At 37.1% G+C, this 23,292-nt stretch carries 22 protein-coding genes and 2 pseudogenes; 4 read left to right on the top strand and 20 right to left on the bottom strand.

Annotated elements, in window-relative coordinates; translation table 11 throughout:
• Position 1 precedes the first annotated feature (1 nt).
• From M3189_RS04170 to M3189_RS04135, 8 genes are all read right to left on the bottom strand, one after another.
• Complete coding sequence (locus M3189_RS04170; RefSeq protein WP_251632985.1) at positions 2-760, bottom strand: LamB/YcsF family protein; 759 nt, start codon at positions 758-760, stop codon at positions 2-4.
• Positions 761-768: 8 nt separating this feature from the next.
• Positions 769-1,494 carry a 5-oxoprolinase subunit PxpB gene (gene pxpB / locus M3189_RS04165; protein ID WP_251632366.1) on the bottom strand — a complete coding sequence of 242 codons (726 nt, stop codon included), beginning with the start codon at positions 1,492-1,494 and terminating at the stop codon, positions 769-771.
• Positions 1,495-1,578: 84 nt separating this feature from the next.
• On the bottom strand, positions 1,579-2,913 hold the full coding sequence (locus tag M3189_RS04160; protein ID WP_251632364.1) for a Na+/H+ antiporter NhaC family protein: 1,335 nt from the start codon (positions 2,911-2,913) through the stop codon (positions 1,579-1,581).
• Between the two features lie 141 nt (positions 2,914-3,054).
• Positions 3,055-3,588: a TVP38/TMEM64 family protein gene (locus M3189_RS04155; protein WP_251632363.1), complete on the bottom strand. Its 534-nt coding sequence runs from the start codon at positions 3,586-3,588 to the stop codon at positions 3,055-3,057.
• A 249-nt stretch (positions 3,589-3,837) separates the two neighbouring features.
• Positions 3,838-5,625 (bottom strand): oligoendopeptidase F, encoded by a 1,788-nt coding sequence (gene pepF, locus M3189_RS04150; RefSeq protein WP_251632361.1) that lies wholly within the window; start codon positions 5,623-5,625, stop codon positions 3,838-3,840.
• A gap of 144 nt (positions 5,626-5,769) precedes the next feature.
• Complete coding sequence (locus tag M3189_RS04145) at positions 5,770-6,054, bottom strand: hypothetical protein (RefSeq protein WP_251632359.1); 285 nt, start codon at positions 6,052-6,054, stop codon at positions 5,770-5,772.
• A 157-nt stretch (positions 6,055-6,211) separates the two neighbouring features.
• Entirely contained in the window at positions 6,212-8,158 is a 1,947-nt protein-coding gene (locus M3189_RS04140) for an LTA synthase family protein (RefSeq protein ID WP_251632357.1), read from the bottom strand.
• A gap of 202 nt (positions 8,159-8,360) precedes the next feature.
• A complete protein-coding gene (locus tag M3189_RS04135; RefSeq protein ID WP_251632355.1) occupies positions 8,361-8,993 on the bottom strand; it encodes a LysE family transporter in 633 nt (210 codons plus the stop codon).
• A gap of 200 nt (positions 8,994-9,193) precedes the next feature.
• Between M3189_RS04135 and M3189_RS04130 the strand changes: the two genes are divergently transcribed.
• Positions 9,194-9,706, top strand: coding sequence for a DUF3231 family protein (locus tag M3189_RS04130; RefSeq protein WP_251632353.1), 513 nt, complete (start codon positions 9,194-9,196; stop codon positions 9,704-9,706).
• A 106-nt stretch (positions 9,707-9,812) separates the two neighbouring features.
• Here M3189_RS04130 and M3189_RS04125 read toward each other — a convergent pair whose 3' ends face one another.
• From M3189_RS04125 to M3189_RS04075, 12 genes and pseudogenes are all read right to left on the bottom strand, one after another.
• On the bottom strand, positions 9,813-9,992 hold the full coding sequence (locus M3189_RS04125; RefSeq protein WP_251632351.1) for a hypothetical protein: 180 nt from the start codon (positions 9,990-9,992) through the stop codon (positions 9,813-9,815).
• Positions 9,993-10,020: 28 nt separating this feature from the next.
• Positions 10,021-11,232: a GNAT family N-acetyltransferase gene (locus M3189_RS04120; protein WP_251632349.1), complete on the bottom strand. Its 1,212-nt coding sequence runs from the start codon at positions 11,230-11,232 to the stop codon at positions 10,021-10,023.
• Positions 11,233-11,376: 144 nt separating this feature from the next.
• A complete protein-coding gene (locus M3189_RS04115; protein ID WP_251632347.1) occupies positions 11,377-12,336 on the bottom strand; it encodes a 2-hydroxyacid dehydrogenase in 960 nt (319 codons plus the stop codon).
• Between the two features lie 125 nt (positions 12,337-12,461).
• Complete coding sequence (kynA, locus tag M3189_RS04110; RefSeq protein WP_251632346.1) at positions 12,462-13,310, bottom strand: tryptophan 2,3-dioxygenase; 849 nt, start codon at positions 13,308-13,310, stop codon at positions 12,462-12,464.
• Between the two features lie 27 nt (positions 13,311-13,337).
• Positions 13,338-14,609 (bottom strand): kynureninase, encoded by a 1,272-nt coding sequence (gene kynU / locus M3189_RS04105; protein WP_251632344.1) that lies wholly within the window; start codon positions 14,607-14,609, stop codon positions 13,338-13,340.
• A gap of 113 nt (positions 14,610-14,722) precedes the next feature.
• A complete protein-coding gene (locus tag M3189_RS04100) occupies positions 14,723-14,968 on the bottom strand; it encodes a hypothetical protein (RefSeq protein WP_251632342.1) in 246 nt (81 codons plus the stop codon).
• Between the two features lie 101 nt (positions 14,969-15,069).
• Positions 15,070-16,371 carry an MFS transporter gene (locus M3189_RS04095; protein ID WP_251632340.1) on the bottom strand — a complete coding sequence of 434 codons (1,302 nt, stop codon included), beginning with the start codon at positions 16,369-16,371 and terminating at the stop codon, positions 15,070-15,072.
• A gap of 119 nt (positions 16,372-16,490) precedes the next feature.
• Complete coding sequence (gene brnQ, locus M3189_RS04090) at positions 16,491-17,813, bottom strand: branched-chain amino acid transport system II carrier protein (protein ID WP_251632338.1); 1,323 nt, start codon at positions 17,811-17,813, stop codon at positions 16,491-16,493.
• 175 nt (positions 17,814-17,988) lie between these two features.
• Positions 17,989-18,597, bottom strand: a complete 609-nt coding sequence (locus M3189_RS04085) for a hypothetical protein (RefSeq protein WP_251632337.1) — start codon at positions 18,595-18,597, stop codon at positions 17,989-17,991.
• 110 nt (positions 18,598-18,707) lie between these two features.
• Positions 18,708-18,791: pseudogene (locus M3189_RS27285) on the bottom strand (hypothetical protein); the annotation flags it as partial.
• A 74-nt stretch (positions 18,792-18,865) separates the two neighbouring features.
• On the bottom strand, positions 18,866-19,333 hold the full coding sequence (locus M3189_RS04080; protein ID WP_435368055.1) for a PTS sugar transporter subunit IIA: 468 nt from the start codon (positions 19,331-19,333) through the stop codon (positions 18,866-18,868).
• 153 nt (positions 19,334-19,486) lie between these two features.
• The gene (locus M3189_RS04075; RefSeq protein WP_251632335.1) at positions 19,487-19,837 is read right to left on the bottom strand and encodes a hypothetical protein; all 351 of its coding nucleotides are present in this window, start codon (positions 19,835-19,837) and stop codon (positions 19,487-19,489) included.
• Between the two features lie 313 nt (positions 19,838-20,150).
• On the opposite strand from M3189_RS04075, the gene proC reads away from it, so the two are divergent.
• The 3 genes and pseudogenes from proC (at position 20,151) to M3189_RS04060 (ending at position 23,152) form a co-directional block, all read left to right on the top strand.
• Positions 20,151-21,005, top strand: coding sequence for a pyrroline-5-carboxylate reductase (gene proC, locus M3189_RS04070; protein ID WP_251632333.1), 855 nt, complete (start codon positions 20,151-20,153; stop codon positions 21,003-21,005).
• A pseudogene (proB, locus tag M3189_RS04065) lies at positions 21,002-21,841 on the top strand (glutamate 5-kinase); the annotation flags it as partial. The gene proC and the pseudogene proB, both read left to right, overlap by 4 nt.
• A gap of 48 nt (positions 21,842-21,889) precedes the next feature.
• Complete coding sequence (locus M3189_RS04060) at positions 21,890-23,152, top strand: glutamate-5-semialdehyde dehydrogenase (RefSeq protein ID WP_251632324.1); 1,263 nt, start codon at positions 21,890-21,892, stop codon at positions 23,150-23,152.
• Positions 23,153-23,292 lie beyond the last annotated feature (140 nt).

Genomic DNA, 23,292 nt, shown 5'->3' with positions numbered 1-23,292 from the left:
CTTACCAACTCTTTCTTATCTCAATATTTTCATTTACTAAAGCTTCCTTTAGTTCCTTACTAAAATCTAAGGCAGCAGGTTCATCACCGTGAACACAAATTGTATCTACACAGATATCTATGTCGGTTCCATCTGTTGCTGTTACTTTACCTTCCTTAACCATTCGAATCATTCTTTGTGCAGCAACCTTCACATCATGAATCATACTGTTCTGTTCGTTTCTTGATGTTAATGTTCCATTTGGCTGATAGGTACGATCAGCAAATACTTCAGATGCTGTCAGCAAGCCTTTTTCTTTACCTGCCTGTATAAGTTCACTCCCTGATAAACCAAAAAGGATAAATCTCCTATCATAATCTGCTACAGCCTGTGCGATAGCATCAGCGATTAAACGACTGCTGGCTGCCATATTATATAGTGCACCATGCGGCTTTACATGAACCAATGCTACACCTTGTGCTTGACAAATCGCTGCTAGTGCACCAATTTGATAGAGGATGAGATTATAGATTTCTGTTGGACTAATATTCATCTCTCTCCGGCCAAATCCTGCTAAATCAGGAAATCCAGGATGGGCGCCAATTCGCACATGATACTTTTTAGCTAGTTTTACGGTCTCCATCATCACATTATGATCACCAGCATGGTAGCCGCAAGCAATATTGGCAGAAGTGATATGCTTCAAAATTTCCTTATCATTTCCAATTTTATATACCCCATAACTCTCTCCAAGATCACAATTAAGGTCAATAAGATTCATGTCCATTATTACCCTCCCTTTTTGTAAGTCAATATTTCATACTTTTTAGTAGCTACTCTTTCTTTTAGTGAAAGAAACTCTTCATAAACCACAGGCTGGAAGGTTACATAATTTCCTGCCGACAAAAGCGACGGATTTTCATTCTCGATATCAAATAGACGTAAAGGGGTAATTCCAATAATCCTCCAACCCGAAGGTACTTCAGCAGGATAAATCCCCGTTTGCTTTCCCCCAATCCCTACAGACCCTGCCGCTATTTTGGGCCTCGGCTTTTCTAGACGCGGAGAGGCGATTTTAGGGGAAAGTCCACCAAGATAGGGGAAACCTGGTACAAACCCAATCATATGTATCAAATATTCTTTGTTTGCATGAAGGTTAATGACTTCCTGCTCACTCATTTTATTGTAATCGGCAATGAATCTTAAATCTGGCCCTGTTGTCCCTCCATAATAAACCGGGATCTTATAGACAATTGAATCTATTTGAGGTGTTTCCAGTGCGAACTTATAGGTTGAAAATACTTCTTTCTCTAATTGACTATAAGTAATTATTGTGGGGTCATAAAAAATGGAAATAGAAGTATAGGCCGGAACACTCTCGAATACACCAACCACCTTACTTCGTCTAAAAAGATGTAGAAATTGTTGTATTTGTTGATGAAGCCTTTCATCAATCCTATTACCAAAGGTAATCGTGATTGCACAATCACCTAATGGTACGATTTCAATACACATTTACCTCACCTTCTTAACTCAAGAATTTATTATTACTCATTACTTTATTTAATACCTCTCGATTATGCAAAAAAAACGCTCTGATCATTGGAGATCAGAACGTAATTGTTTGGTTGTACTTTCTTTAGCACTTTTTATTGTAAGCCTTGGGAGACCAGTTAAAATGGCTGCCACTGCACAGATCCCTATTAATACTGGGTAATAAGAGTAGGCTAAAATACTAACTGGGGAGATACCAGCCACCCCCGCAGCAACGAGCATTTGCGCTCCATATGGGATTAAGCCTTGAATGCTGCAAGAAAAAACGTCGAGTAAACTTGCCGACCTCCGAGGGTCAATTCCGTACTGATCTGCTATATTCTTGGCAAGCGGTCCAGCAATAACGATTGATATTGTATTATTGGCTGTTGAAAGATCTGTTAAGCTTACAAGTCCTGCAATCCCAAATTCAGCACCTTTTTTCGTCTTAATTCTACTCGTTACGAGATGGAGTAAATAGTCAATCCCTCCATTATGCTTTATTACTTCCACCATACCTGCAATTAAAATTGCCAGGAAGGATATTTCATACATTCCCGCCATACCTTCGCCAGTTTTCTGAATGAGTTCCATTAGATTATAACTGCCATCAACAATCCCGATAATACCGGCAAACAGTATTCCAAAAGCTAGAACCAAAAATACATTTACTCCTGCCAAAGCAGTAATGAGTACACCTAGATAGGGTAGTATCTTTATCCAATTAAAGGATTGTTGACTGATATTGGCTTGTTCACCCATTGTTAATATAGCAAGAATGATACAAGTAATAATGGCGGCAGGAAGAACAATAAGAAAATTCAATTTAAATTTATCTTTCATTTTTGTCCCTTGCGTCCTTACTGCTGCAATCGTCGTATCCGAAATAAACGACAAGTTATCCCCAAACATGGCTCCGCCAATCACTGCTGCCATCGAAAGAGCAAGAGATATATCTGTTTGCTCACTGATGCCAACTCCTATTGGTGCCAATGCGACAATGGTTCCCACGCTTGTCCCCATTGACAAGGAAATAAAACAAGCAATCATAAAAACTCCGACCATCAACAAATTTTGAGGGACCACAGATAATGTCATATTGACTGTAGAATCAACTGCACCCATGCCTTTAGCGATTGCTGAAAAGGCACCAGCTAAAAGGAAAATCATAACCATTAGCATGATATTTGACTCTCCTGCACCTCTAGTGAAAATTTCAACCTTCTGATTAAATGTTTCTTTCTTATTCATCGTTAATGCAACACCTGCTGCAATAAGAATTGCCACAATAACCGGAAAATTATAAAAATCGCCCGTGATAATTCCCGACCCGATAAATAATACTAAAAATACAGCAAATGGTAGCAGCGCCCATGGATTGCCTATTTTGTTTGTACTCATAGTAAACACCCTTTCTTTCTATTCACATAAAAAAACCTCTTCTTTCCAAACTAGAAAAAGAGGCTTTACAGTCTATTTAACAAGCAAATATTAGAGTACAATAATTTCTTTGATTGTGCAAGATATAAAATAAAAGTTCAATTAATTTACTTGTTTCCTTCTTTTCTGCTTTTTCTTTAACTGATAGAAGATAACCAATCCTATAAAAACGAGCGCTAAACCAAACAGAATATTTTGCTCCATATTCCCCTCCATGAATCCTGCGGGAATGAGCGTTAACACAAAGAAAAAGATGAGATTTCCAAACATCGTCCCCAACATAAAATGTTTAAAGGTGATAGAACTTAATCCACTCAAAATATTGATTAAGCTCGTCGGTACAAACGGAATAATTCTAGCTTGAAACACAAATAGCAGACCATTCTGCTCCATCTTTGATAATAGTTCTGGATTCGTTTTTTTCTGTACCCAATCATTGAAAAAATAACGGCTGCAAATAAACCAAATGCCCGCAGCAATGATACTTGTGAACCAACTCCAAATAAGGCCATTAAAAAAACCGAACAATGCATAGTTAATCGTAATGATAATAATGAGTGGAATGATGGTAAATGAATTTTGAATGACCATAATAATAAAAGTAAAGAAGAATTTTGAAAATGTAGTATCTTTCAAAGACAGTATGATAGAATCCAAATCTCCAATTCTGAGTAATTGGAACGTTTCAGTATTATGAATAACTAAAAAAATGATCAATATTATCCCGATTAAGGAAATGATTTTTTTCCAAATATTAATCACCTATTTTCATTTAAGGTAATCTTGAGTATGAGTAAATATATTCTTAAACACATCATACCATGCAACAATTAACGGTGATAAAAAAAGATGTCACAAAAGAAAATTTGTGACATCCTTTTACAATTATAAAGCAGAGAATTCTTCCACCAATTCTCCAAACTTTTTCATGGCATTTTCTATTGGCACTGGCGTGGTTAAATCTACTCCAGTCTTTTTCAACAACTCAAGTGGATAATCAGAACTTCCACTCTTTAAGAAGGTAAGGTAGGATTGTAACGTTTCTTTATCTCCTTCAAGAATTTTCGTTGCTAAATGAATCGCCGAGGCAAAACCAGTTGCGTATTTATAGACATAAAATGGTCGATAGAAATGCGGAATTCTGGACCAGCCAAACTTCACTTCATCGTCAAAAACCACCACATTCCCATTGTATCTCCTGAACAAGTTTTCATAAGTCTGATTAAATACCTCAACATTTAATGGGGTACCCTTTTCTGCCAGCTCATGAGTGATTTTTTCAAATTCTGCAAACATAACTTGAGTAAAGAATGTTCCCTTAAATTGGTCAATAAAATGATTTAATAAATGCTTCCTTACTTCAAGGTTCTTTTCTGTATTTAATAAATAATTAATCAGCAAAATTTCGTTGACTGTAGAAGCCACTTCAGCGACAAAAATACTATAACGTGCCGTAATTTGAGGCTGATGCTGAGAGCTTAATTTACTATGGACCCCATGACCACACTCATGGGCAAGCGTAAATAAACTATCCAAATCATCTTGATGATTTAATAAGATAAATGGATGAACCCCATATATCCCCAAATTATAAGCACCAGAGCGCTTACCAGGAGTCTCACGGACATCAATATACCTGGCATCCTTAAATTCTTTTAGGATGGTTATATATTCTTCCCCAAGAGGTTCTAGAGCCTTTATCATAGTTTCATAAGCTTCTTCATAGGGTATGACCTGTTTTACACCTTGTACTAATGGAACGGACATATCATATTGCCTAAGTTCGTCTAGCTGCAGCTTTTGCTTGCGGATTTCTGAATACCTGTGAAGGGGTGCGATATTTTCTTTTGTTGCCGTAATTAAATTCTCATATACTTCCTTTGGCACCATATCACCGAATAGGGCTTTTTCTAATGCAGAAGGATATTTCCTGATTTTTGCTAGGGTGACGTTATTTTTGATTGCTGCAGACAGTGTACTCGCAATGGAATTCTTTAATTCAACATATGGCTTATAATAGGCCTTATAAGCTTCCCTCCGTCTTTCCCGATCTTCATCCTCAATTAATTTCGAATACATCCCTCTTGTCAACGGAAGCTTTTCACCATTGGTATTGGTTACTTCACCAAACTTAATATCCGCATTATTGATCATCCCAAAGGTTGTACTTGGAGCAGACAGTGCTTCGCCTAATTGTGATAAAACTTCCTCCTGCTCTTTACTAAGGACATGTGTCTTGTATCGAAAGGATTCATACAAATCCTCCTCAAAGTACTTAAGCCCCTCTTCTTCTGCGATAAAATTACTCAAGGTTTCTTTATCTAAACCTAATAAATATGGCATAAAAAACGATGTTGAGGAGCTAACCTTAACACTTAGTCCTTTGGCACGGTCTAATAAAGATTGTGAGCTAGATTCCCTGGTATCCTCATCTACCCTCAACATGGCATAAGCATAGACATGATTGAATGTATACGATAATTCCTCTCTTTGTTTTAAATATTGATACAGACTCTTACCATCTTTAATGGTTCCATCAAATTGCTTCAGTTGTTCGGCCATTTTTTCAACCAGTCGAAGGTCGTTTTCCCATTTAGTTAAATCGGAATAAATGTCTTCAAGGCTCCATTTCTCATTAACTGGTACATCATTTCTAGAAGTATAGACTGACATTTGTTACCTCCTTACAGTAATTTATTATTAGTAAATATTCGAACCAGGCTGGTCCTAGACCTTTTCTGAATTTTTTCAAAAAGTCCTTATTCTACACGATAAAAGCACCATTATTAGGTGCTTTTAACTTTATCTTATTAATTACTATGATTGCAATGTAAGAAACTGATTAAATCGATGATTCGATTGACAATGTGGGCATCTAACTGTAATCTCAACATCAATAATGTGTAACGCTCCATTGTTGGCAAAATTCTTTTTTAGAACAACCACTTGATCGGTTACTACTTTTCCCTTATAGATTGATGACAAATCCTCTACATTTTTTTCTCCACTAAGGATTGCAGCATACTCAAAGTCCTTACTGCATAGAATGCACGCCTTTTCCCCTGTAACAACATGATTTGCAGCAGACATTTGTAATATCATTTGTCTCATCCCCCATCTGTCCTTCATTCATTCGACAATCAAAGGAAACTTTCCTTCTAAATTTTTATGTATTAAAAAAATTCATATTTTAGACATTTTTAATAAAAAATAATACAAAAAGACTGTTTAGGAATTCCTAAACAGCCAGGTTTAAAGTTTATTCTTCATCATTTTGAGTTTGGTTGTAATTATATTGTGTTCGGTCAATAGGTGTAAAGTTTTCAGGAGTATAGAAGCGTAATAGGTCTCCATTTACAACTTTATCTGACAGAGCTAATTTATTTTCAACTATTGTTTGGAGGTTCATTGCCTCTTCCATTCTATTTTCATCTAATTTCAATCCAGTTGTTGAATCGTAGAATTTACCATCTACGGATGAAATCGTTGCGCTCATAAAGTTTCCATCACGGAAAGGAACAAGATCATCATGCTGTTCGGATAAAAGGTCAGTTCCAAACTGAACATAATCTTTTGTATCAATACCTAACAAGTGAAGCAATGTAGGCAGGATATCAATTTGTCCGCCATATTCGTGGTTAACTCCACCCTCTATCCCAGGTACACGAATAAAGAAAGGCACGCGTTGTAATCCAGCACTATCGAAATCTGTAATTTCTTTACCAAGAACTTGTTCCATTGCTTTATTATGATTTTCTGAAATACCATAATGATCACCGTACATGACAATGATAGAATTATCATATAACCCAGATTCTTTCAGGTAATCAAAGAATTGTTTCAAAGCTTCGTCCGCATAACGAGCAGTTTGGAAGTAAGTATCAACTGATTTATCACCCGTAGTATGCGGTGCAATTGTTGCTTCTCCTTCAGCAAGAGGGTACGGATAATGGTGTGTTACAGTCATAAACTTTGTATAAAACGGCTGTGGCAATGATTCCAACATTGGAATTGATTGTTCGAAGAACGGCTTGTCCATGAGACCATATTCAGCAAGGTCTTCAGGTTTCATATCATAGTATTTTTCATCAAAAAAGTTGTTATAACCAAACGATTTGTAAATTTCATCACGATTCCAAAAGCTTCCTGAGTTCCCGTGGAAGACAGCAGACGTATAGCCTTGCTGACCAAGAATTGCAGGTGCTGCTTGATACGTATTTAAACCTTTTGTTGTAAAAGCAGAACCCTGTGGTAATCCATATAATGAATTTTCCAGGATAAATTCTGCATCAGATGTTTTACCTTGTGCAGTCTGATGGAAGAAGTTATCAAAATAAAGCGTGTTTTGATCTTTTGTTAATGAATTTAAAAACGGTGTTACTTCTTCCCCATTTAACTTGTAGTCAATAAGGAAGTTTTGCATTGATTCAAGATGTAAATAAATCACATTCATTCCTTTACCCGCACCAAAGTATGCAGGATTCGGTTGAGCGTAGTTTGATTTTGTATAGTTAATAACTTCCGTCATATCGTCACTGTTTGCCATAACTCTTTGTGCGGAAGCTTTTGTGCTTTTCACAGCATCATAAATCGTGTAATTGTACATACCTAAATACTTCACAATATAATTACGGTCAAATCCTCTTGTTAACAATTGAGGACGATCACTTTCAGCTAGTCCAAGATTTCCACATGAAATAGCCAGTGATAAAGAAAATAAAGCAGCTACTTTTCTGCGATTCATATCCTTAAATTCCACTCTCACGAAGCGGAAAGCAAGTAAAGCAACCAAAAGAATGATATCCATAAAGAATAAGAAATCATATGGTCTTAATAATGTTACGACACTTCCGCTTACGTCACCAAAGTTTTGAGTTTGAGTTAATGTCGGTAAAGTAATGAAGTCATTAAAAAACCTGTAATACACAACATTGGCGAATAAAAGAAAGGATAAAAAGAAATCAATCACAAGTAAGGCAATATATTTTTTGCGCCCTTTAAATAATGAAGCCAATCCTAAAAATAATAAAGATGACCCTAACGGATTAATAAATAATAGGAACTTTTGTAGTGTATTTTCAATACCTAAATCAAATTGAGTTAATTGAGCTATATAGGTTTTCAGCCAAAGGAAGAATACAGCCAAAAAGAAAAAGCCAATATATTTATTTAAAATACCCTGACCCTTTTGAGTAAAGTTATTCATTTTTTTGCACCTGCCTTAAGAAATAATACTTATTTAAGTTGGATAATTTATATTAATAATCTAATCTATTATTAAATCTATCATTTATTGTACCAGCAAATTATGAATAATTTATGAACAGATTATAAAATAACTCAACACAAATTTGTATTATACGGATATTATTTCAAAAGTCAAGTGAGGGTCGGGTATAAAAAGTTCTTTAACTAATGAGTGCATGAATGCCCTGGAAGCCAAAATAAAGACCAAACAAAACGAGTGAAGCACCAGAAATAATGGAGATAGCAATCAAGCTTTTTACCGTCAGAAGTTTTCTGAAGCCTGTTGTTAGGGCAGCAACAAATACATCCCAAATGGTTAAACCAAGGAAAATCATACAGCTATAAATAAGAAGAGATTCTGTTCCATTTGTTTGGGCTGTTTTTGCTAATACCGAGCCATAAATACCTAACCAAAACAGCACCGATAATGGACTGGTAATGGACATTATGAACCCTGTCAGAAAACACCTCATTAATGATTCTTTTTCCCTGCTATACGTTAAGGTGATTGTACTAGCATTTTTGATACTTTCTAATCCCGAATAAATAAGGATAAAGCCACCGAATAACCAAAGAAATATTTGGATAATAGGAATCCCCAAAAATTGGACCATCCCTAAATAAACCAGCAGCATAAAAAATCCATCTGCCACCATAGAGCCAGCACCCACAATCCATGCATGCCAAAACCCATTCTTAATCCCCTTATCTAATCGCGCAGAATTTACTGGCCCAATCGGAGCTGCCAATGTAAATCCCAAAATGATGTAACTCACTAATATGCTGATACTCAAATAACCCCTCCACTCCACTCAGCCTTAGTCTTAACTTGTACATCTTATGAAAAACATGACTGATACATGTCCAGAAATTAACATTGGTATAAGGATTTAAAACTCATGGTTGCTAGGTAAGATGGTTATCCTATCTATGTGCTTAATGAAAGGTGGCACTGATAATGAACAAATTTTCATACACACTAAGGAGGGCAACAATGGGAATTTTAAGTGGAAACCCTAAAGAAGAGCCTTTACACTATGGCGAAGTATTTGATTTATGGTCGGCTGTATTAGTGAATAACGGGAAGATTGCAGGCTATCAAACCATGTTAAATCATGCAGGTGATGAGGATCTAAAGAAGTTATTAGTAGAAGCAAGTGAACTTTGTCAGGGTGAAAACAAGCAATTAGAAGAACTTTTAAAAGAAAACGGCATTGGGTTACCGCCTGGGCAACCAGAGCCGCCTGAAGCATGTTTAGAAGATATTCCAGTTGGTGCTCGAATCATAGACCCAGCCATTGCTGCTGGCCTCTCTGCTGATATAGCCGCTGGGTTAGTAGCCTGCAGTCAAGCAATAGGGAAATCAATCAGGGAAGACATAGCTATGATGAATGCACAATTCCATGCACAAAAGGTCGCACTTGGAGGAAAAGTACTCCGTTTAAATAAGGAAAAAGGATGGCTAATTCCTCCGCCCTTACATCCTAATAAGCATGGTGATTGTTAATTTAATGACGAAGAGGATGAGCACGATTGTGTCTCATCCTTTTTCATTAATTAAATAAATCACTTATTCCAGGACTATATTCATTTGGCATTTCTGGCTAACTTTCTTATTCGGACTCATTATTTTTAGAGTCCTCTTGGTAATGTTCATTCAAATAAGGATTTTCTGTGGTTGCAAAATTAACCGACAACAAACTCATTTCTGGGTCAAGTCCATATAACCCTTTTTCAGCTTTTTTAAGATTCTTCCCACTTTGAAATTGAGGTTCTCCACCTTTTTCTTTCATTAGGTATCACCCTTCCTAGTTTTAATTATTAGTAGTAATCCGAAAAGTAAGGTGTCTGCCTCTCAATAATATTCTCCAATATCTCAACAACCTGTTTATTTCCCTTTAGTCGTAAAATGGCAGCCAAGTATGAGGGTCTCTTATAACTGAGCAACATGGTCGTCAGTGTCTGTATATCGAGAGAAAAGGTTGGCTCTTCTGAACTATTAAATAATTCACCTTGACCTGATGGAGAGACTTTTAATGTGAATATTCCTTGATTCCACTCAAGCATTGGGTCCTCAAGCTTAAACGTTAACTGTACACCAGTTCCTGTTGGTCTAAAAGGATATTGAGCAATAAACTGTTCGACACAAACAATCCGCGCCATAAAATAGGGAGAGATTGTTTCTTTAATATCTCCATCCTCCAGCCAAAAAGCTAAAGGTTCATTCATAAAGATGTTCCCTGTAACCTTTGACACCATTGAAAAATGTGCCCCAATAAAATTCCATAATCCCATTCTTGCCTCTTGGTTCATATAAATCATTTCCTTAATATGAAGCACATCCTCAGATATCCAATACAGCAGATACCCTTGGGGCCTGTGTGAGCTGTCATAATAAAGTGCTGCCGTTAATTCATCTACATCCCATCTCCAATACTCATCCCACGCCAAGTCATTTCGAAGCATGGCTGCATGCATATTACTAGAAAAGAGACTGTATACTTGTCTTATATCTTGGTGTTCGATATGCAATCTTTCCACATATCCTGGAACCTTCTTTATCTTAGGCAATTGAACATCTTTTACTTCAAATGTCATCTTATCTGAAATAATCTCCCAGCCTCTACGGCGATAATAGGGAATCGAATAGGGAAATAAATAAGATATCGATTGCTTTCTTTCCCGCATATCTGCAAGCGCCTGCCTCATTAACTTATACATTAGCCCCATATTTGCATATTCTGGATAAGTGCCGACGCCTGTCAGCCCCCCCATCTGAAATGACACTCCAAAAATATTTACCTGAAAAGGGTAAACAGCTAATTGTGATACGAGTTTTTCACCATCAAACCAGCCTAACACATCTGCCTGATCCAATACTGGTTTCTTCGCTAAAGCTATTTCGCGTTCTTCCCAGCCCACCATTTGTAAATCCTTCTTGGTTACTTGGAATACATATCGTAATAACTCATTAAACTGTTGAAAGTGATTGGTTTCTACTTTCCCCATTTTGAGCCTGTCTAGTCGACTCATACCTATACCTCCAAATTACGATTATCACTCGACTTATAAAGACTAATTATTATTGTTTGCTATACTATTTATTTTTAAGCCATAAATATTTTGAGAGGATTAAAAAAACTACTCATTAATAAAATGAGTAGCATTTTTAGTAGATTATTTAATTAAGTTGGGTGGTAGTTTCCCCTGTAATCCTGCGATTAGGTTTGTTGCAGCTAACATCGCCATTTTGAATCTTGTTTCATAAGTTGCTGAACCTATATGCGGTAGTGTGACAACATTCTTCATGAATAGAAGAGGATTGTCCTTCATCACTGGTTCCTGCACAAAAACATCAAGTCCTGCCCCAAGAATTTTCCCTGTTTGAAGTGCATGAATCATTGCTTCTTCATCTACGGTTTTCCCTCTAGAAGCGTTAATAAAGATCGACGACTCTTTCATGAACTCGAATTCTCTTGTTCCCATTAACTTTTCTGTTTGAGGAGTCAGCGGTGTCATTAAGCATACAAAATCAGACTTCTGTAACAAGTCTTCCATCGAACAATATGTAGCGCCAAACTTTTGTTCAACTTCTTGGTTCTGGGAACGATTATGATATAGAATCTCCATGTCAAATCCAAAATGTGCTCTTTTAGCTACTTCAGAACCAATCCCTCCCATTCCGATAATCCCGAGTACCTTGTGATGAACATCCACACCAAACGCTTTTTCTTCGAGTCCTGTTTCCCATTGACCCGTTTTCACTAAATGATCTAATTCTGGTATTCTTCTAGCAGTGGAAAGAATTAATCCCATAATCGTATCCGCTACAGTGTCATTCAATACCTCTGGTGTATTCGTCGCCATGATTCCTCTGTCTGCCAAAGCCGGCAAATCCAGATTGTCGTATCCTACAGATGTGTTACAAACAATTTTCAACTGAGGTGCAAGGTTTAAAAATTCACTATCTACTTTTAAACCTGACCCCATTATTCCTTGGGCGTCCTTTAATTCTTCTAGAAATTGTGGATATGATTGATGATACAATTTCTCAAAATAAATAACCTTAAAATATTCATTTAATAGATTGATTACCTTTTTATCCACTTTTTTATAAACGATTATCTTTGGTTTCATATTCCAATCCCCATTTCCTAAATTACTATAATTAAGTATATAATAGCACCTCTGAAAGTCATACTAGAATCAAACAAATTTAAAAATATCCACCATTGAAGTAAAACGGTGGATTTGATCCTATTCTATAATTTTGTTCGTAAGCTCCAAAGCTCAGGAAAGAATTGCTGATCTAGAACTCTTTTCAAATAGGTTACACCTGATGATCCGCCAGTTCCTGTTTTATGACCTATGATTCTCTCAACTGTACTCATATGGTTAAATCGCCATAATTGCTGTTGATTCGCTATATCAACTAACTTCTCAGCCAGCTCGTACAAGTCCCAGTATTGGTCAACGTTACGGTAGACTGTCAGCCATGCTTCTTCCACACTTTCATTTGGTTCATAGTTTTTAGACAAATCGCGATGTAAGACCTCTTCATTCACAGGAATTCCCCGAGCAACAAGTGCTTGGATGGCTGCATCATAAATACTTGGTTTATGGAGAGCCACCACCATTTCCTCATATAATTCTTTTTGATGCTTGTAAACTGTAAGCGTATGAACATTTTTGTTCCCTAAGGCAAATTCAATCAATCGGTTCTGAAAGGACTGAAACCCGGAGGAATGACCTAGTTTATCTCTAAACTCCAGGTATTCTGAAGGTGTCAAGGTAGAGAGTACACTCCATGATTGAATCAATTGCTGCTGAATTCGCGAAATGCGCGATAGAATTTTACAAGAAGGCTCTAGCTCGTTCTTGTGAATAGATTGAATCGCCTCTGTTAATTCATGAATAATTAATTTCATCCATAACTCACTTGTTTGATGGATAATAATAAATAACATTTCATCATGATGACCAGAAAGCCGTTGTTGACTAGATAGTATCTTATCAAGATGAAGGTAATCGCCATATGTCATTGCTTTTTGAAAGTCTGTTTGAATATTTTTCTCTAATTCTAATTTGCTTTTTTCTTCAGGTGAATTCATTATTTGCTAACCCCCCTGTTTACACTCTTATGCCACAACTTCTCTTTCATTCTTAAAATTTTCATATTGCTTTTCTATCATAATTCTCTTTAGTATTTGAACCGCTTCCCACACCTCACCATATGAGGTATATAGCGCAACAGGAGCAATCCGAATAATGTTAGGTGATCGGAAATCCGGAATAATTCCATTTTCTTTCAAGGCCTTACAAATACGGGCCGCTTCCTTATGTTCTAAACTGATATGGCCTCCACGGCGATTATCTTCCAGAGGATTTCCAATGATAAAACCCATTTCTGATAACTCTTGTTTCACCAAATCCATAAGAAATCTATTAATCTTTAATGACTTTTTCCGGATGTTTTTAATTCCGGCTTCCTCAAAAATTTCCAAAGCACCAATTAATGGCGCAAGGCTTAAGACATGTGGGGTCCCAATTTGATAAGCTCCTGCTGTTTCAGATGGTGTTAAGGTATGTTCCATATCAAATTGTTTTTCCTTTTTCGAACCAAACCAGCCTGCAAGACCAGGCATAGTTCCAAAATGTTTCTTATTTACATATAATCCGCCAACACTACCTGGACCGCCATTTAAATGTTTATAATTACACCAATAAGCAAAATCAACACCCCATTCACTAAAGGAATGCGGAATGGCACCGATGGAATGACATCCATCAAAACCTATTAAGATGCCTCTTTTATTCGCCTCTCTTGCTAACCTCTTTATATCTAAGATTTGACCACTCCTGTAGAGGACAGTGGGCAAAATAACCAGCGCAATTTCATCTGTCATGGCTTCGATAATAACTTCTTCATCTAAAAAGCGGCCATCCCTGCTTGTTACAGTAATAAGATGGGTACTGGGGTCAAGTCCATGAATACGAAGCTGACTTTGTAGGGCATAAATGTCAGATGGAAAGGTTAATTCATCTGCTAGAATTTTTGATTTCTTTCCTTCCGGCTTATAAAAAGTGGCAACAAGTTGATGTAGATTTACTGTTGTTGAACCGGTCACAACAACTTCATCAGCTGCAGCCCCTACTAAGGGTGCCATCCGCTTACCTAGCGTTTCTGATAAATAAAACCATGGGTGATTCCCTTTTGTCCAGCCATCAATTCCATGTTCTTTCCAATCGTTTAACGATTCTAAAAGTGTACGCTCCGCTCTTTTAGACAAAAGACCTAATGAATTGCCATCCAAATAAATGGTGTTGGGTTTTATGTAAAATTCTTCTCGAAATTTGGATAAGCTATCTTCAATGTCCATTTCTTTTGCATCTTCTATTGTCAATATCATACCTATCCCTCTCCCCAATATTCTTCTCTTAAATTCTATTATACTCATAAGGGAATTAGAAAATAGCCACTTTAAGAAACTAAAAGCGGCTTTAGTGGGTTATAAATAGTAACTTATTCGAGAACCAGAAAGTATTGAATTTGATTCGGTGAAATGGCTGTAATTGCTTTTAGCGAATAGCCAATACTTAGTAATTGAGATAAAGTTTCTGCACAATTTTCGCGTGGAGGTTCGATTGGTGCATGGTAGCTTTTGTATACATTAATTAATTGATTATTCATTGTACAATGAAGCAATACCACATGTCTGCCGGTCCATGCCTGCCCAATCATTGGCTGTACTTGTCTTAACCTTCTCATAAATATGACACCCTTACCTTATTGATACAATAGTCTATGTTTCGCGTATCGGAAGGGTTTCGCATTAAAATAACATAATTAAGGCGCAGGTCCATTTGGATTCACGCCTGAACTTTTACCGCTTTAGAACTCGACCAAATTAACACGGGTATTAGGAGGAGTGAAAGAATTCCACCTGCAATGGATAGTGTCGCATAACTGGTATTCGCAACAACCAACCCAGATAGTACGCCTCCCGTGGCACCGGATAAAGCAACCATAACATCAACAGTTCCTTGTATTTTTGCACGATTGGCCTGATTCGTTGAATCTACCAGAATAGCTGTACCACTTATTAATCCGAAGTTCCAGCCTAGGCCAAGTAATATGAGGGCTAGTGTAAGGAGGGTCATCGATTCACCCGGTGCCATGGCAGCAAGTATCCCTGCACAAAGTAAGGTAACACCCGCTGCAATTGCCATGTATAGCCGTCCAATCCTATCAACAAGGACTCCTGTTAGAAGTGATGGAAGATACATAGCACCTACATGAAACCCAATTATCATACCAACCTCACTTAAACCATGTCCGTGCTTCCCCATATGTACAGGTGTCATCGTCATAATTGCGACCATAACCAATTGAGTTAACACCATTAATGTTGCTGCTGCGATGATTCCTCTTTTGTTAAACGCTAGTGTATTTGTATGACTATCTAAATGAATGGTCTTGTTCTTTCTCTTCTCATCCGCAATTGCTTTTGCAACAATGAACGGATCTGGGCGCAGTAAAAGGAGTAGTATCAAACCAGCTAGAATATAAGTTGCTGCTGCTAAAATGAAGGGTCCAGATAATACTGGAACACCTACTTTTATTGCAAACTGCCCCATAACATCAACCAAGTTAGGACCAGCAACAGCACCAAATGTTGTTGATACCATTGCAATACTTATAGCTGTGGCTCGCTGCTTAGGACTTGCCAAGTCTGTTCCTGCATAACGGGCTTGTAAGTTTGTGGCACCGCCAGAACCATAGATTAATAAGGAGATAAATAACAGGAGAATATTATTTGTTATTGCTGCAAGTACCACCCCGATTGCCCCTATTCCACCGGCAAGAAAACCAGCAGCCAATCCAGACCTGCGGCCATATCTTTGAGATAACCGCCCTACAAGAAGTGCAGCCCCTGCGGAACCAAAGGTGAATAACGCTGTTGGAACACCCGAAAAACTATCGGTTCCCAACATATCTTGAGCTATAAGCGCCCCAACCGTGATGCCTGCTGCCAGCCCGGCACCGCCAAATATTTGTGATAAAACAACGATGATTAATGTTCGTCTATATAAAGCCCTCTGTTTTTCTGATGAGTCAATGTAATTCTGATACTTGTTGAAAGTAGTTGATTCGTCCTGTTTATCTGGCATAACTACACCTCTCCCATTTGCCATAATTGATACTGATTACTAAATCATACCATTCAGGGCTAGTAACGAAAACAAAAAAAACGAGAAACATCGATGGGTTTCTCGTTTTTTACCATAGACTATGGATTCGTTCTTGGTACAGGAGTATCTCTTAACTTTCCTAACAGATATCCAACAATTAATCCAACCAACGCAGGAAGTAGCCACCCTATTCCTTCTATATAATAAGGAAGAATTTCAAATACTCCATTCCATTGATTTTCTAAAAATACTTTATTAACTGTGTCTAAAACACTAAATAGAGCAACAAAGCCGATTACAGAGCCATAAATATATGGATTTCTTTTTATATAATCATCCATGAGACCCAAGAAAATTAGAACGATGGCAATTGGATATATCATTCCAAGTATAGGTACTGAAATCTGCAGGATTTGCGTTAATCCTAAATTTGCAATGGCAGTACTAAGAACAGCTAATATAACAACCCATACTTTATATGCGACTCTCGGAATAGCATTGGTGAAGAATTGGCTGCATGATGTAATTAAACCAATTGACACACAGAAGCATGCAAGGGTAAAGACAATCCCTAGTAGCAAGGTTCCGCTTTTCCCAAACAGGTAGGTCATGATGTTGGACAAAATGATGGCCCCATTTTCAGCTTGTCCTAATGAAGAACTCGCCGCGCCTAAATATCCTAAAATTAGATAAATCACGGTTAATAATAATCCAGCACCTAAACCTGCATACATCATATAGCGTGATTTCTTTTTAGAGTCAAGTACACCTTGTGATGTCAAGGTGTTCGCAATAACAATTCCAAATGCCAGTGCTGCTAAGGCATCCATTGTTAAATAGCCCTCTAATATTCCTTGAAACATGGGATTCTCTTGATAATTCCCAACCGGCGATGAAAATGAACCGATAGGATCCATTAAACTCTTTACAAAAATAATGGCTATCAAGGTTAAAAGGATTGGCGTCAACAGTTTCCCAAAGAGACTAATCAATTTAGAGGGATACATACTCAGCCATGCCGCTAATCCAAAAAAGACGATGCTATAGAGTAATAAAGAGATTGGACCTTCAACCAAATTCTCCGGTAAGAACGGTGCGGCCCCCATCTCAAAAGCTAAGCTTCCTGCACGAGGAATCGCTAGTCCTGGGCCGATTGCAATATAAATCAAAAATGGAAATATTAAAGCAAATAGAGGATGAACTCTAAGGTTCAGCTCATTCAAGCTTCCAACCTTTGCAATTGCAACCACTCCTAATATCGGCAGCCCTACTGCCGAAACAATAAAACCAGCTAAGGCCAGCCAAATATGTTCCCCAGCTGATTGACCGAGAAAAGGTGGGAAAATAAGGTTCCCTGCACCGAAAAACATTGAAAATAACATAAAACTAATAAAGACTACTTGCTTCGCAGAAAAATTCATGATGTATCTCCTTAGGTGTAATAAATAACAATATTTTAAAATTATATCATTTGTTGGCTCTGAGTATAATACCATTTGCAAGCATCCATTAGAATAAAAAGGTGTGCTCCATGTCTGGAACACACCTTTTATTTATTTCTATTAAAAATTTTTTAAAATGATCTCCTTACTTCGTCTATTCAGAAAAGAGTGAAAAAACCTCATTTATTTCCTTCAATTTTTTTGTATTACTAGGGATGCATAGTACCATATTTTCACCCAATTTTAACGGTTCCAAAAAATCTATGTCCGAGGTGCTAATTCCATAGGTTTCTTCATTAATAGTTATAATTTTATCCATTCCCTTAAAATCATTTATTGCTAACAAAGAATTTTGCTGTGCTGAGATGTCCTCAAATATTTCCTTTTCAACAATGAGCAAATCAATAGCTCCAATACTAATCTGTGCAAACAATTTTTGCAGCGCTGTTTGGGAAACAGAGTCTTGGCTTGTTTTATCATACGATAAAGTTTCGATAAAAACTTCTTCATCTGCTTTGTCATTAACAAGCTCGTTAGTTAAATATTCCTGTAATTGAACAACACCTTCAGTAGACACTCCCTTTCCAACAATGGTCATATTTAGAACAACTTCCTTTTTCTCACCGATACTATTAATCAGAGAAAATAATAGAATGATGGCAGCTATAGTCCCAATGATAAGAAACTTGTAATACTCCCAGATATAAGCTATTCTTTCTTTTGGACTCATGGGTGCGAGGATTGCTTTGATGTTTTGCTTCAAATGTTGTTACTCCCTTCCATAACAGATAGTCGACTTCCAATGATAGTTAAATATAATTTTAGTATAAAAAATTGTTTTAATCCACTACTTTAATAATGCTTCAAAAGAGATGGGCGGATATCTTCTAAATTTAGTCCTGTAAAGTTATGAGCCTTCATTGTTGCTAAGTTGGATTCGCTTCCCTCTACCCACATATTTGTTTTTAATTTAATTATTTTTGATTACAAAAAAAGGGTGTGATTCCAGATGAGGAACCGCACCCTATTGGTTATTTCGTAATTCTTACTTCCTGTCCCTCAATAACGACTTTTTCGTTTTCAGCCAAGTTGGTGAATATCACGGGTGTAATAATCGAAGGTACTTTGTCTTTAAAGGATTGAAAGTCAGCTTCAAGAAGCTTTTGACCCTTTTGGACACTTTGACCATCACTTACAAACGCTGTAAATCCTTCACCATTTAGGCTTACGGTTTCTAGACCCACATGAATTAAGATTTCCCTGCCGCCTTTTGACTTTATGCTAACCGCATGTTTTGTTGGAAAAACACTGATTATTTCTCCATCAACAGGAGAAACAACACTCCCGTTTGTTGGATTAATGGCAAAACCATCACCAATCATTTTTTGAGAAAATACAGGATCTGGAACAACATCCAGGGGCAGTATTTCCCCTTCTAATGGCTGCAAAATCGTAGTTTCACTATCATCTTTTTTGTTTTTAAAAAAGTTTTTAAACATATATAAGACCGCCTTTTTTTGAATTAACTGGATAACTTATTAAGTATGAATCCATTATTATTTTCTCCTATTGTTCTAACTTTATCAAAACATAAGCATTTTCTATCCTTTATAAAGGAAAAACTCCGCACTGTGAGCGGATTCGGGCTAGGATTATGCCATTTTACTAAATGCTGTACTTAGGTTTTTTAATGTATATAATCTTGCAGTTAAAATAAACAATTCATGATAGTTATTTTTCACATATTCATCAATTATAGTAATTCCTTGTTGTAATCTTCCAACTAAATAAAACGTGTATTTACCATCCCAGTCAAACTGATTTATTCTATTAAGTTCATCTGCTAGTATCTGAAACTTAAAATCTTCAATCCAAAGATTAACCTGATACAATTTATCTGAATCGATTCGAAAGTTGTTTTTATTTTTTTGACGATGGATAAATTCGATAAACTCTTTTATACTTTGCGCCAAATTCATAGCTTTTTGCCTTTCGAAGTACATACACCCATCTCCTCAATGTCTTATATCTCTAAGAAAAGTTTATGTAATAGGTGGGTGTTATGCTACAAGCAAATAAATCTCGCACCCATCTTTATCACTGTCCAAAAAAACCTCAAATTTCCCCTTGAGAGTCGATTTTCGACCGTGAGAGCTCATTTTGGTTAATTAAAAGGTGGTATTTTACCTCATGCTCACTAATTAGGTCTTATACACATTATTTCCCTTTTTTCCCTTGAAATCGATTTCTCACATGTTAGTATAAGGTCATTGAAAAAAACAAGAACAACAATACGAACAATATGGGAGAGATTGCATGTTAGGAAACAAGAAAATTGTATTTATTGGAGCTGGATCGATGTCGGAAGCGATGATTTCAGGAATCGTTCATTCTAAGAAAGTTCCACCCAAAAATATCACAGTTACCAATCGGAGTAATAACCACCGCTTAAAAGAACTACAAAAGAAGTATGGAATTACCGGGGTCAACCGAAATAACCTTGATATATGTAATATTGATATCATCGTCCTCGCTATGAAACCAAAAGATGCAGAAACCTCTTTACAATCAATTTTTGATTCCCTAAAACCAAATCATCTAATTCTGTCAGTTTTAGCTGGTGTATCCACCACATTTATCGAAAAAAATGCGCCATTTGGTCAGCAGGTAATTCGAGTAATGCCAAATACATCTAGCATGATTGGGGAATCTGCTACAGCAATATCATCTGGTAATCATACCTCTGCACAAAACATTACAATCGCACAAGAGCTACTTCAATCTATTGGCGAAGTCTACGTAATACCTGAAGAAAAGATGGATTTCTTTACAGGGATTGCTGGAAGTGGACCCGCATATTTTTATTACTTAATGGAGCACATGGAAAAAGAAGCACAAAAAAGCGGACTGAATTCACAGATTATTCGGCAAATAATCGCCCAAACGATTGTTGGAGCTGCAAAAATGATACAAGAAGATGGCACATCCCCTAAGATTCTTAGAGAGAACGTAACATCCCCAAATGGAACTACAGCAGCAGGTTTAGAGGCACTTAAGAGAAATGGCGGTGGAAAAGCAATCGCTGAGGCAATAAAACATGCCGCCCATCGCTCCAAAGAAATTAGCTTACAGCTAGAAGAATCAAAGATTAGCACAGGAGTGATTGGATGATCACAAACGAAAATTCACTTAGGATAGTAATTAAAATTGGCAGCAGTTCGTTAACAAGCCGTCATGGTGAAATTAGCCGGAGGAAAATTGAAAAGCTTACGAATGAAATTGTCTATCTAAAAGACCATGGGTATGAAGTGGTATTAGTTTCATCTGGTGCGGTTGCTGCTGGATACCGAAGATTAGGTTGTTTAGAACGTCCAAATTCATTACCAGAAAAACAGGCTGCTGCCTCCATTGGCCAAGGATTATTGATGGAATCCTATTCAGAGCTTTTTCTATCCCACGGTTATGTTGCCGCTCAAATATTAATTACCAAAAGTGATTTCTTGGACGAAGACCGCTATAAAAATGTCAGAAACACCTTAAACGTATTATTAGAAAGAGGTATGGTTCCCATCGTCAATGAGAATGACACCGTTACAAATGATCGCATGAATTTTGGTGACAATGATACACTCTCAGCAAAGGTAGCTGGATTAATAGATGCTGATCAATTAGTTATTTTGTCTGATATAGATGGGCTTTATAGTGCGGACCCCACAAAAAGCATTAATGCTAAATTGCTGGAATATGTAACTGAAATTACTCCCGAAATCGAAGCTGCTGCTGTTGGTTCCGGGACTATGATTGGAACAGGCGGTATGAAATCTAAAATTGAGGCTGTAAAGATAGCCATGGCCTCAGGAATTACTACCTTTCTAGGAAATGCTGCACGAAAAAATGTAGTCATTAATGGGGTAGCAGGTAAAGCAAAAGGAACCTACTTTAAAAGTGAAAAACCTTCAACGTATCTAAACCATAAGGAAAAATGGATAGCCTTTAACTCAGTACCTTAGGGAGAACTGGAAATAATATTGAGACAAAAAAAAGAGGAGGATTTGATGCATTTATTAAATGAAAAATTAACAGTAGAAGCTCAGGCGATTCAGGCTAAAAAAGCAGGAAAAGTGTTAAGTCTTCTATCAACAGAAGATAAAAACCATGCATTATTTGCATTAGCTAAAAGATTGGAAACGGAGTTTGATCTCATATTAAAGGCAAATGAAAAGGACTTACAAGAGGGAAGGAAAAAAGCTTTTACTGAAGCCTTTATGGATCGCTTAGCATTATCGAAAAATAGAATCTTTGATTTTGCAGATGGTCTACGTCAAGTTGCAGCGTTAGAAGATCCAATTGGTAAGATCCTATTGAATAAAAAATTGGATAATGGACTAAATGTTTCAAAGGTATCCGTTCCAATAGGTGTAATTGGAATGATCTATGAAGCAAGACCAAATGTAACCGTGGATGCAACAGGGCTGGCATTAAAATCTGGTAACGCTATTATCCTTAAAGGCGGTTCATCGGCGATTCATTCGAACAAAGCCATTGTTGATGTCATGCACCGTGCTCTTAGCCATACAAAAATCCCAAAGGACTCAGTTCAATTTATCAATAGTACGAACCGAGAAGTCTCACAGCAGTTGTTTACAATGAGGGAACATATCGATGTCTTAATACCTCGCGGCGGAGGAACGTTAATTAATGAAGTGGTTTCGAATGCAAGTGTTCCAGTTCTTGAAACTGGCGTTGGTAACTGTCATCTTTACATTGATTCAGAGGCAAATGCCGAAATGGCTTTTCGTATCCTTGTGAATGCAAAAACTGATCGTCCTGCAGTTTGTAATGCGATTGAAACGGTAATTTTGCATCGTGATTGGCTAAAAAAACATAAAATTGACCTCATCAACACATTATCTGCTCATTCCATCACTGTACATGGCGACGAGAAGATTGTAACTGATATTCCGAATGCTTCCCTTGCAAACGAGGAGGACTGGGCAAATGAATACTTAAGTTTACACATTGCATTAAAGGTTGTTAAAAACGTGGATGAAGCAATTGAACATATTGAAACCTATGGAACAAAGCATTCTGAAGCCATTATTACGGATAACAATGAAACTGCTGAATATTTTATGCAGCGTGTAGACGCTGCCGCATTGTACCATAATGCATCCACTCGATTTACGGATGGCGGCGCTTTAGGTTTTGGTGCGGAGATTGGAATCTCAACGCAAAAACTTCATGCTCGCGGTCCAATGGGGTTAGAAGCTTTAACAACCGTGAAATATGTTATGAGCGGTAATGGACAAATCCGATAACAATATAGTAGTAGTTTTATAGAAAACAATCTGAAAGGTGGTGATATTTTATGGAATACGCTATTACAGAAGCAACTTGGGCGTGGCTAATGGTCCCAATGCTTTCACTCATTGTACTTTCTGTTGTCACATATTTTACT

Origin of the sequence: Neobacillus niacini (assembly GCF_023715415.1) — a bacterium.
Lineage (GTDB): Bacteria > Bacillota > Bacilli > Bacillales > Cytobacillaceae > Neobacillus > Neobacillus niacini_C.
This window is presented reverse-complemented; position numbering and strand designations above follow the sequence as displayed.

What these genes read in the sequence shown, in the direction of transcription:
- M3189_RS04170 (WP_251632985.1), bottom strand. Translation starts at nt 760, where the DNA reads ATGAATCTTATTGACCTTAATTGTGATCTTGGAGAGAGTTATGGGGTA.
- pxpB (WP_251632366.1), bottom strand. Translation starts at nt 1,494, where the DNA reads ATGTGTATTGAAATCGTACCATTAGGTGATTGTGCAATCACGATTACC.
- M3189_RS04160 (WP_251632364.1), bottom strand. Translation starts at nt 2,913, where the DNA reads ATGAGTACAAACAAAATAGGCAATCCATGGGCGCTGCTACCATTTGCT.
- pepF (WP_251632361.1), bottom strand. Translation starts at nt 5,625, where the DNA reads ATGTCAGTCTATACTTCTAGAAATGATGTACCAGTTAATGAGAAATGG.
- M3189_RS04145 (WP_251632359.1), bottom strand. Translation starts at nt 6,054, where the DNA reads ATGATATTACAAATGTCTGCTGCAAATCATGTTGTTACAGGGGAAAAG.
- M3189_RS04140 (WP_251632357.1), bottom strand. Translation starts at nt 8,158, where the DNA reads ATGAATAACTTTACTCAAAAGGGTCAGGGTATTTTAAATAAATATATT.
- M3189_RS04130 (WP_251632353.1), top strand. Translation starts at nt 9,194, where the DNA reads ATGGGAATTTTAAGTGGAAACCCTAAAGAAGAGCCTTTACACTATGGC.
- M3189_RS04125 (WP_251632351.1), bottom strand. Translation starts at nt 9,992, where the DNA reads ATGAAAGAAAAAGGTGGAGAACCTCAATTTCAAAGTGGGAAGAATCTT.
- M3189_RS04120 (WP_251632349.1), bottom strand. Translation starts at nt 11,232, where the DNA reads ATGAGTCGACTAGACAGGCTCAAAATGGGGAAAGTAGAAACCAATCAC.
- M3189_RS04115 (WP_251632347.1), bottom strand. Translation starts at nt 12,336, where the DNA reads ATGAAACCAAAGATAATCGTTTATAAAAAAGTGGATAAAAAGGTAATC.
- kynA (WP_251632346.1), bottom strand. Translation starts at nt 13,310, where the DNA reads ATGAATTCACCTGAAGAAAAAAGCAAATTAGAATTAGAGAAAAATATT.
- kynU (WP_251632344.1), bottom strand. Translation starts at nt 14,609, where the DNA reads ATGATATTGACAATAGAAGATGCAAAAGAAATGGACATTGAAGATAGC.
- M3189_RS04100 (WP_251632342.1), bottom strand. Translation starts at nt 14,968, where the DNA reads ATGAGAAGGTTAAGACAAGTACAGCCAATGATTGGGCAGGCATGGACC.
- M3189_RS04095 (WP_251632340.1), bottom strand. Translation starts at nt 16,371, where the DNA reads ATGCCAGATAAACAGGACGAATCAACTACTTTCAACAAGTATCAGAAT.
- brnQ (WP_251632338.1), bottom strand. Translation starts at nt 17,813, where the DNA reads ATGAATTTTTCTGCGAAGCAAGTAGTCTTTATTAGTTTTATGTTATTT.
- M3189_RS04080 (WP_435368055.1), bottom strand. Translation starts at nt 19,333, where the DNA reads ATGTTTAAAAACTTTTTTAAAAACAAAAAAGATGATAGTGAAACTACG.
- M3189_RS04075 (WP_251632335.1), bottom strand. Translation starts at nt 19,837, where the DNA reads ATGTACTTCGAAAGGCAAAAAGCTATGAATTTGGCGCAAAGTATAAAA.
- proC (WP_251632333.1), top strand. Translation starts at nt 20,151, where the DNA reads ATGTTAGGAAACAAGAAAATTGTATTTATTGGAGCTGGATCGATGTCG.
- M3189_RS04060 (WP_251632324.1), top strand. Translation starts at nt 21,890, where the DNA reads ATGCATTTATTAAATGAAAAATTAACAGTAGAAGCTCAGGCGATTCAG.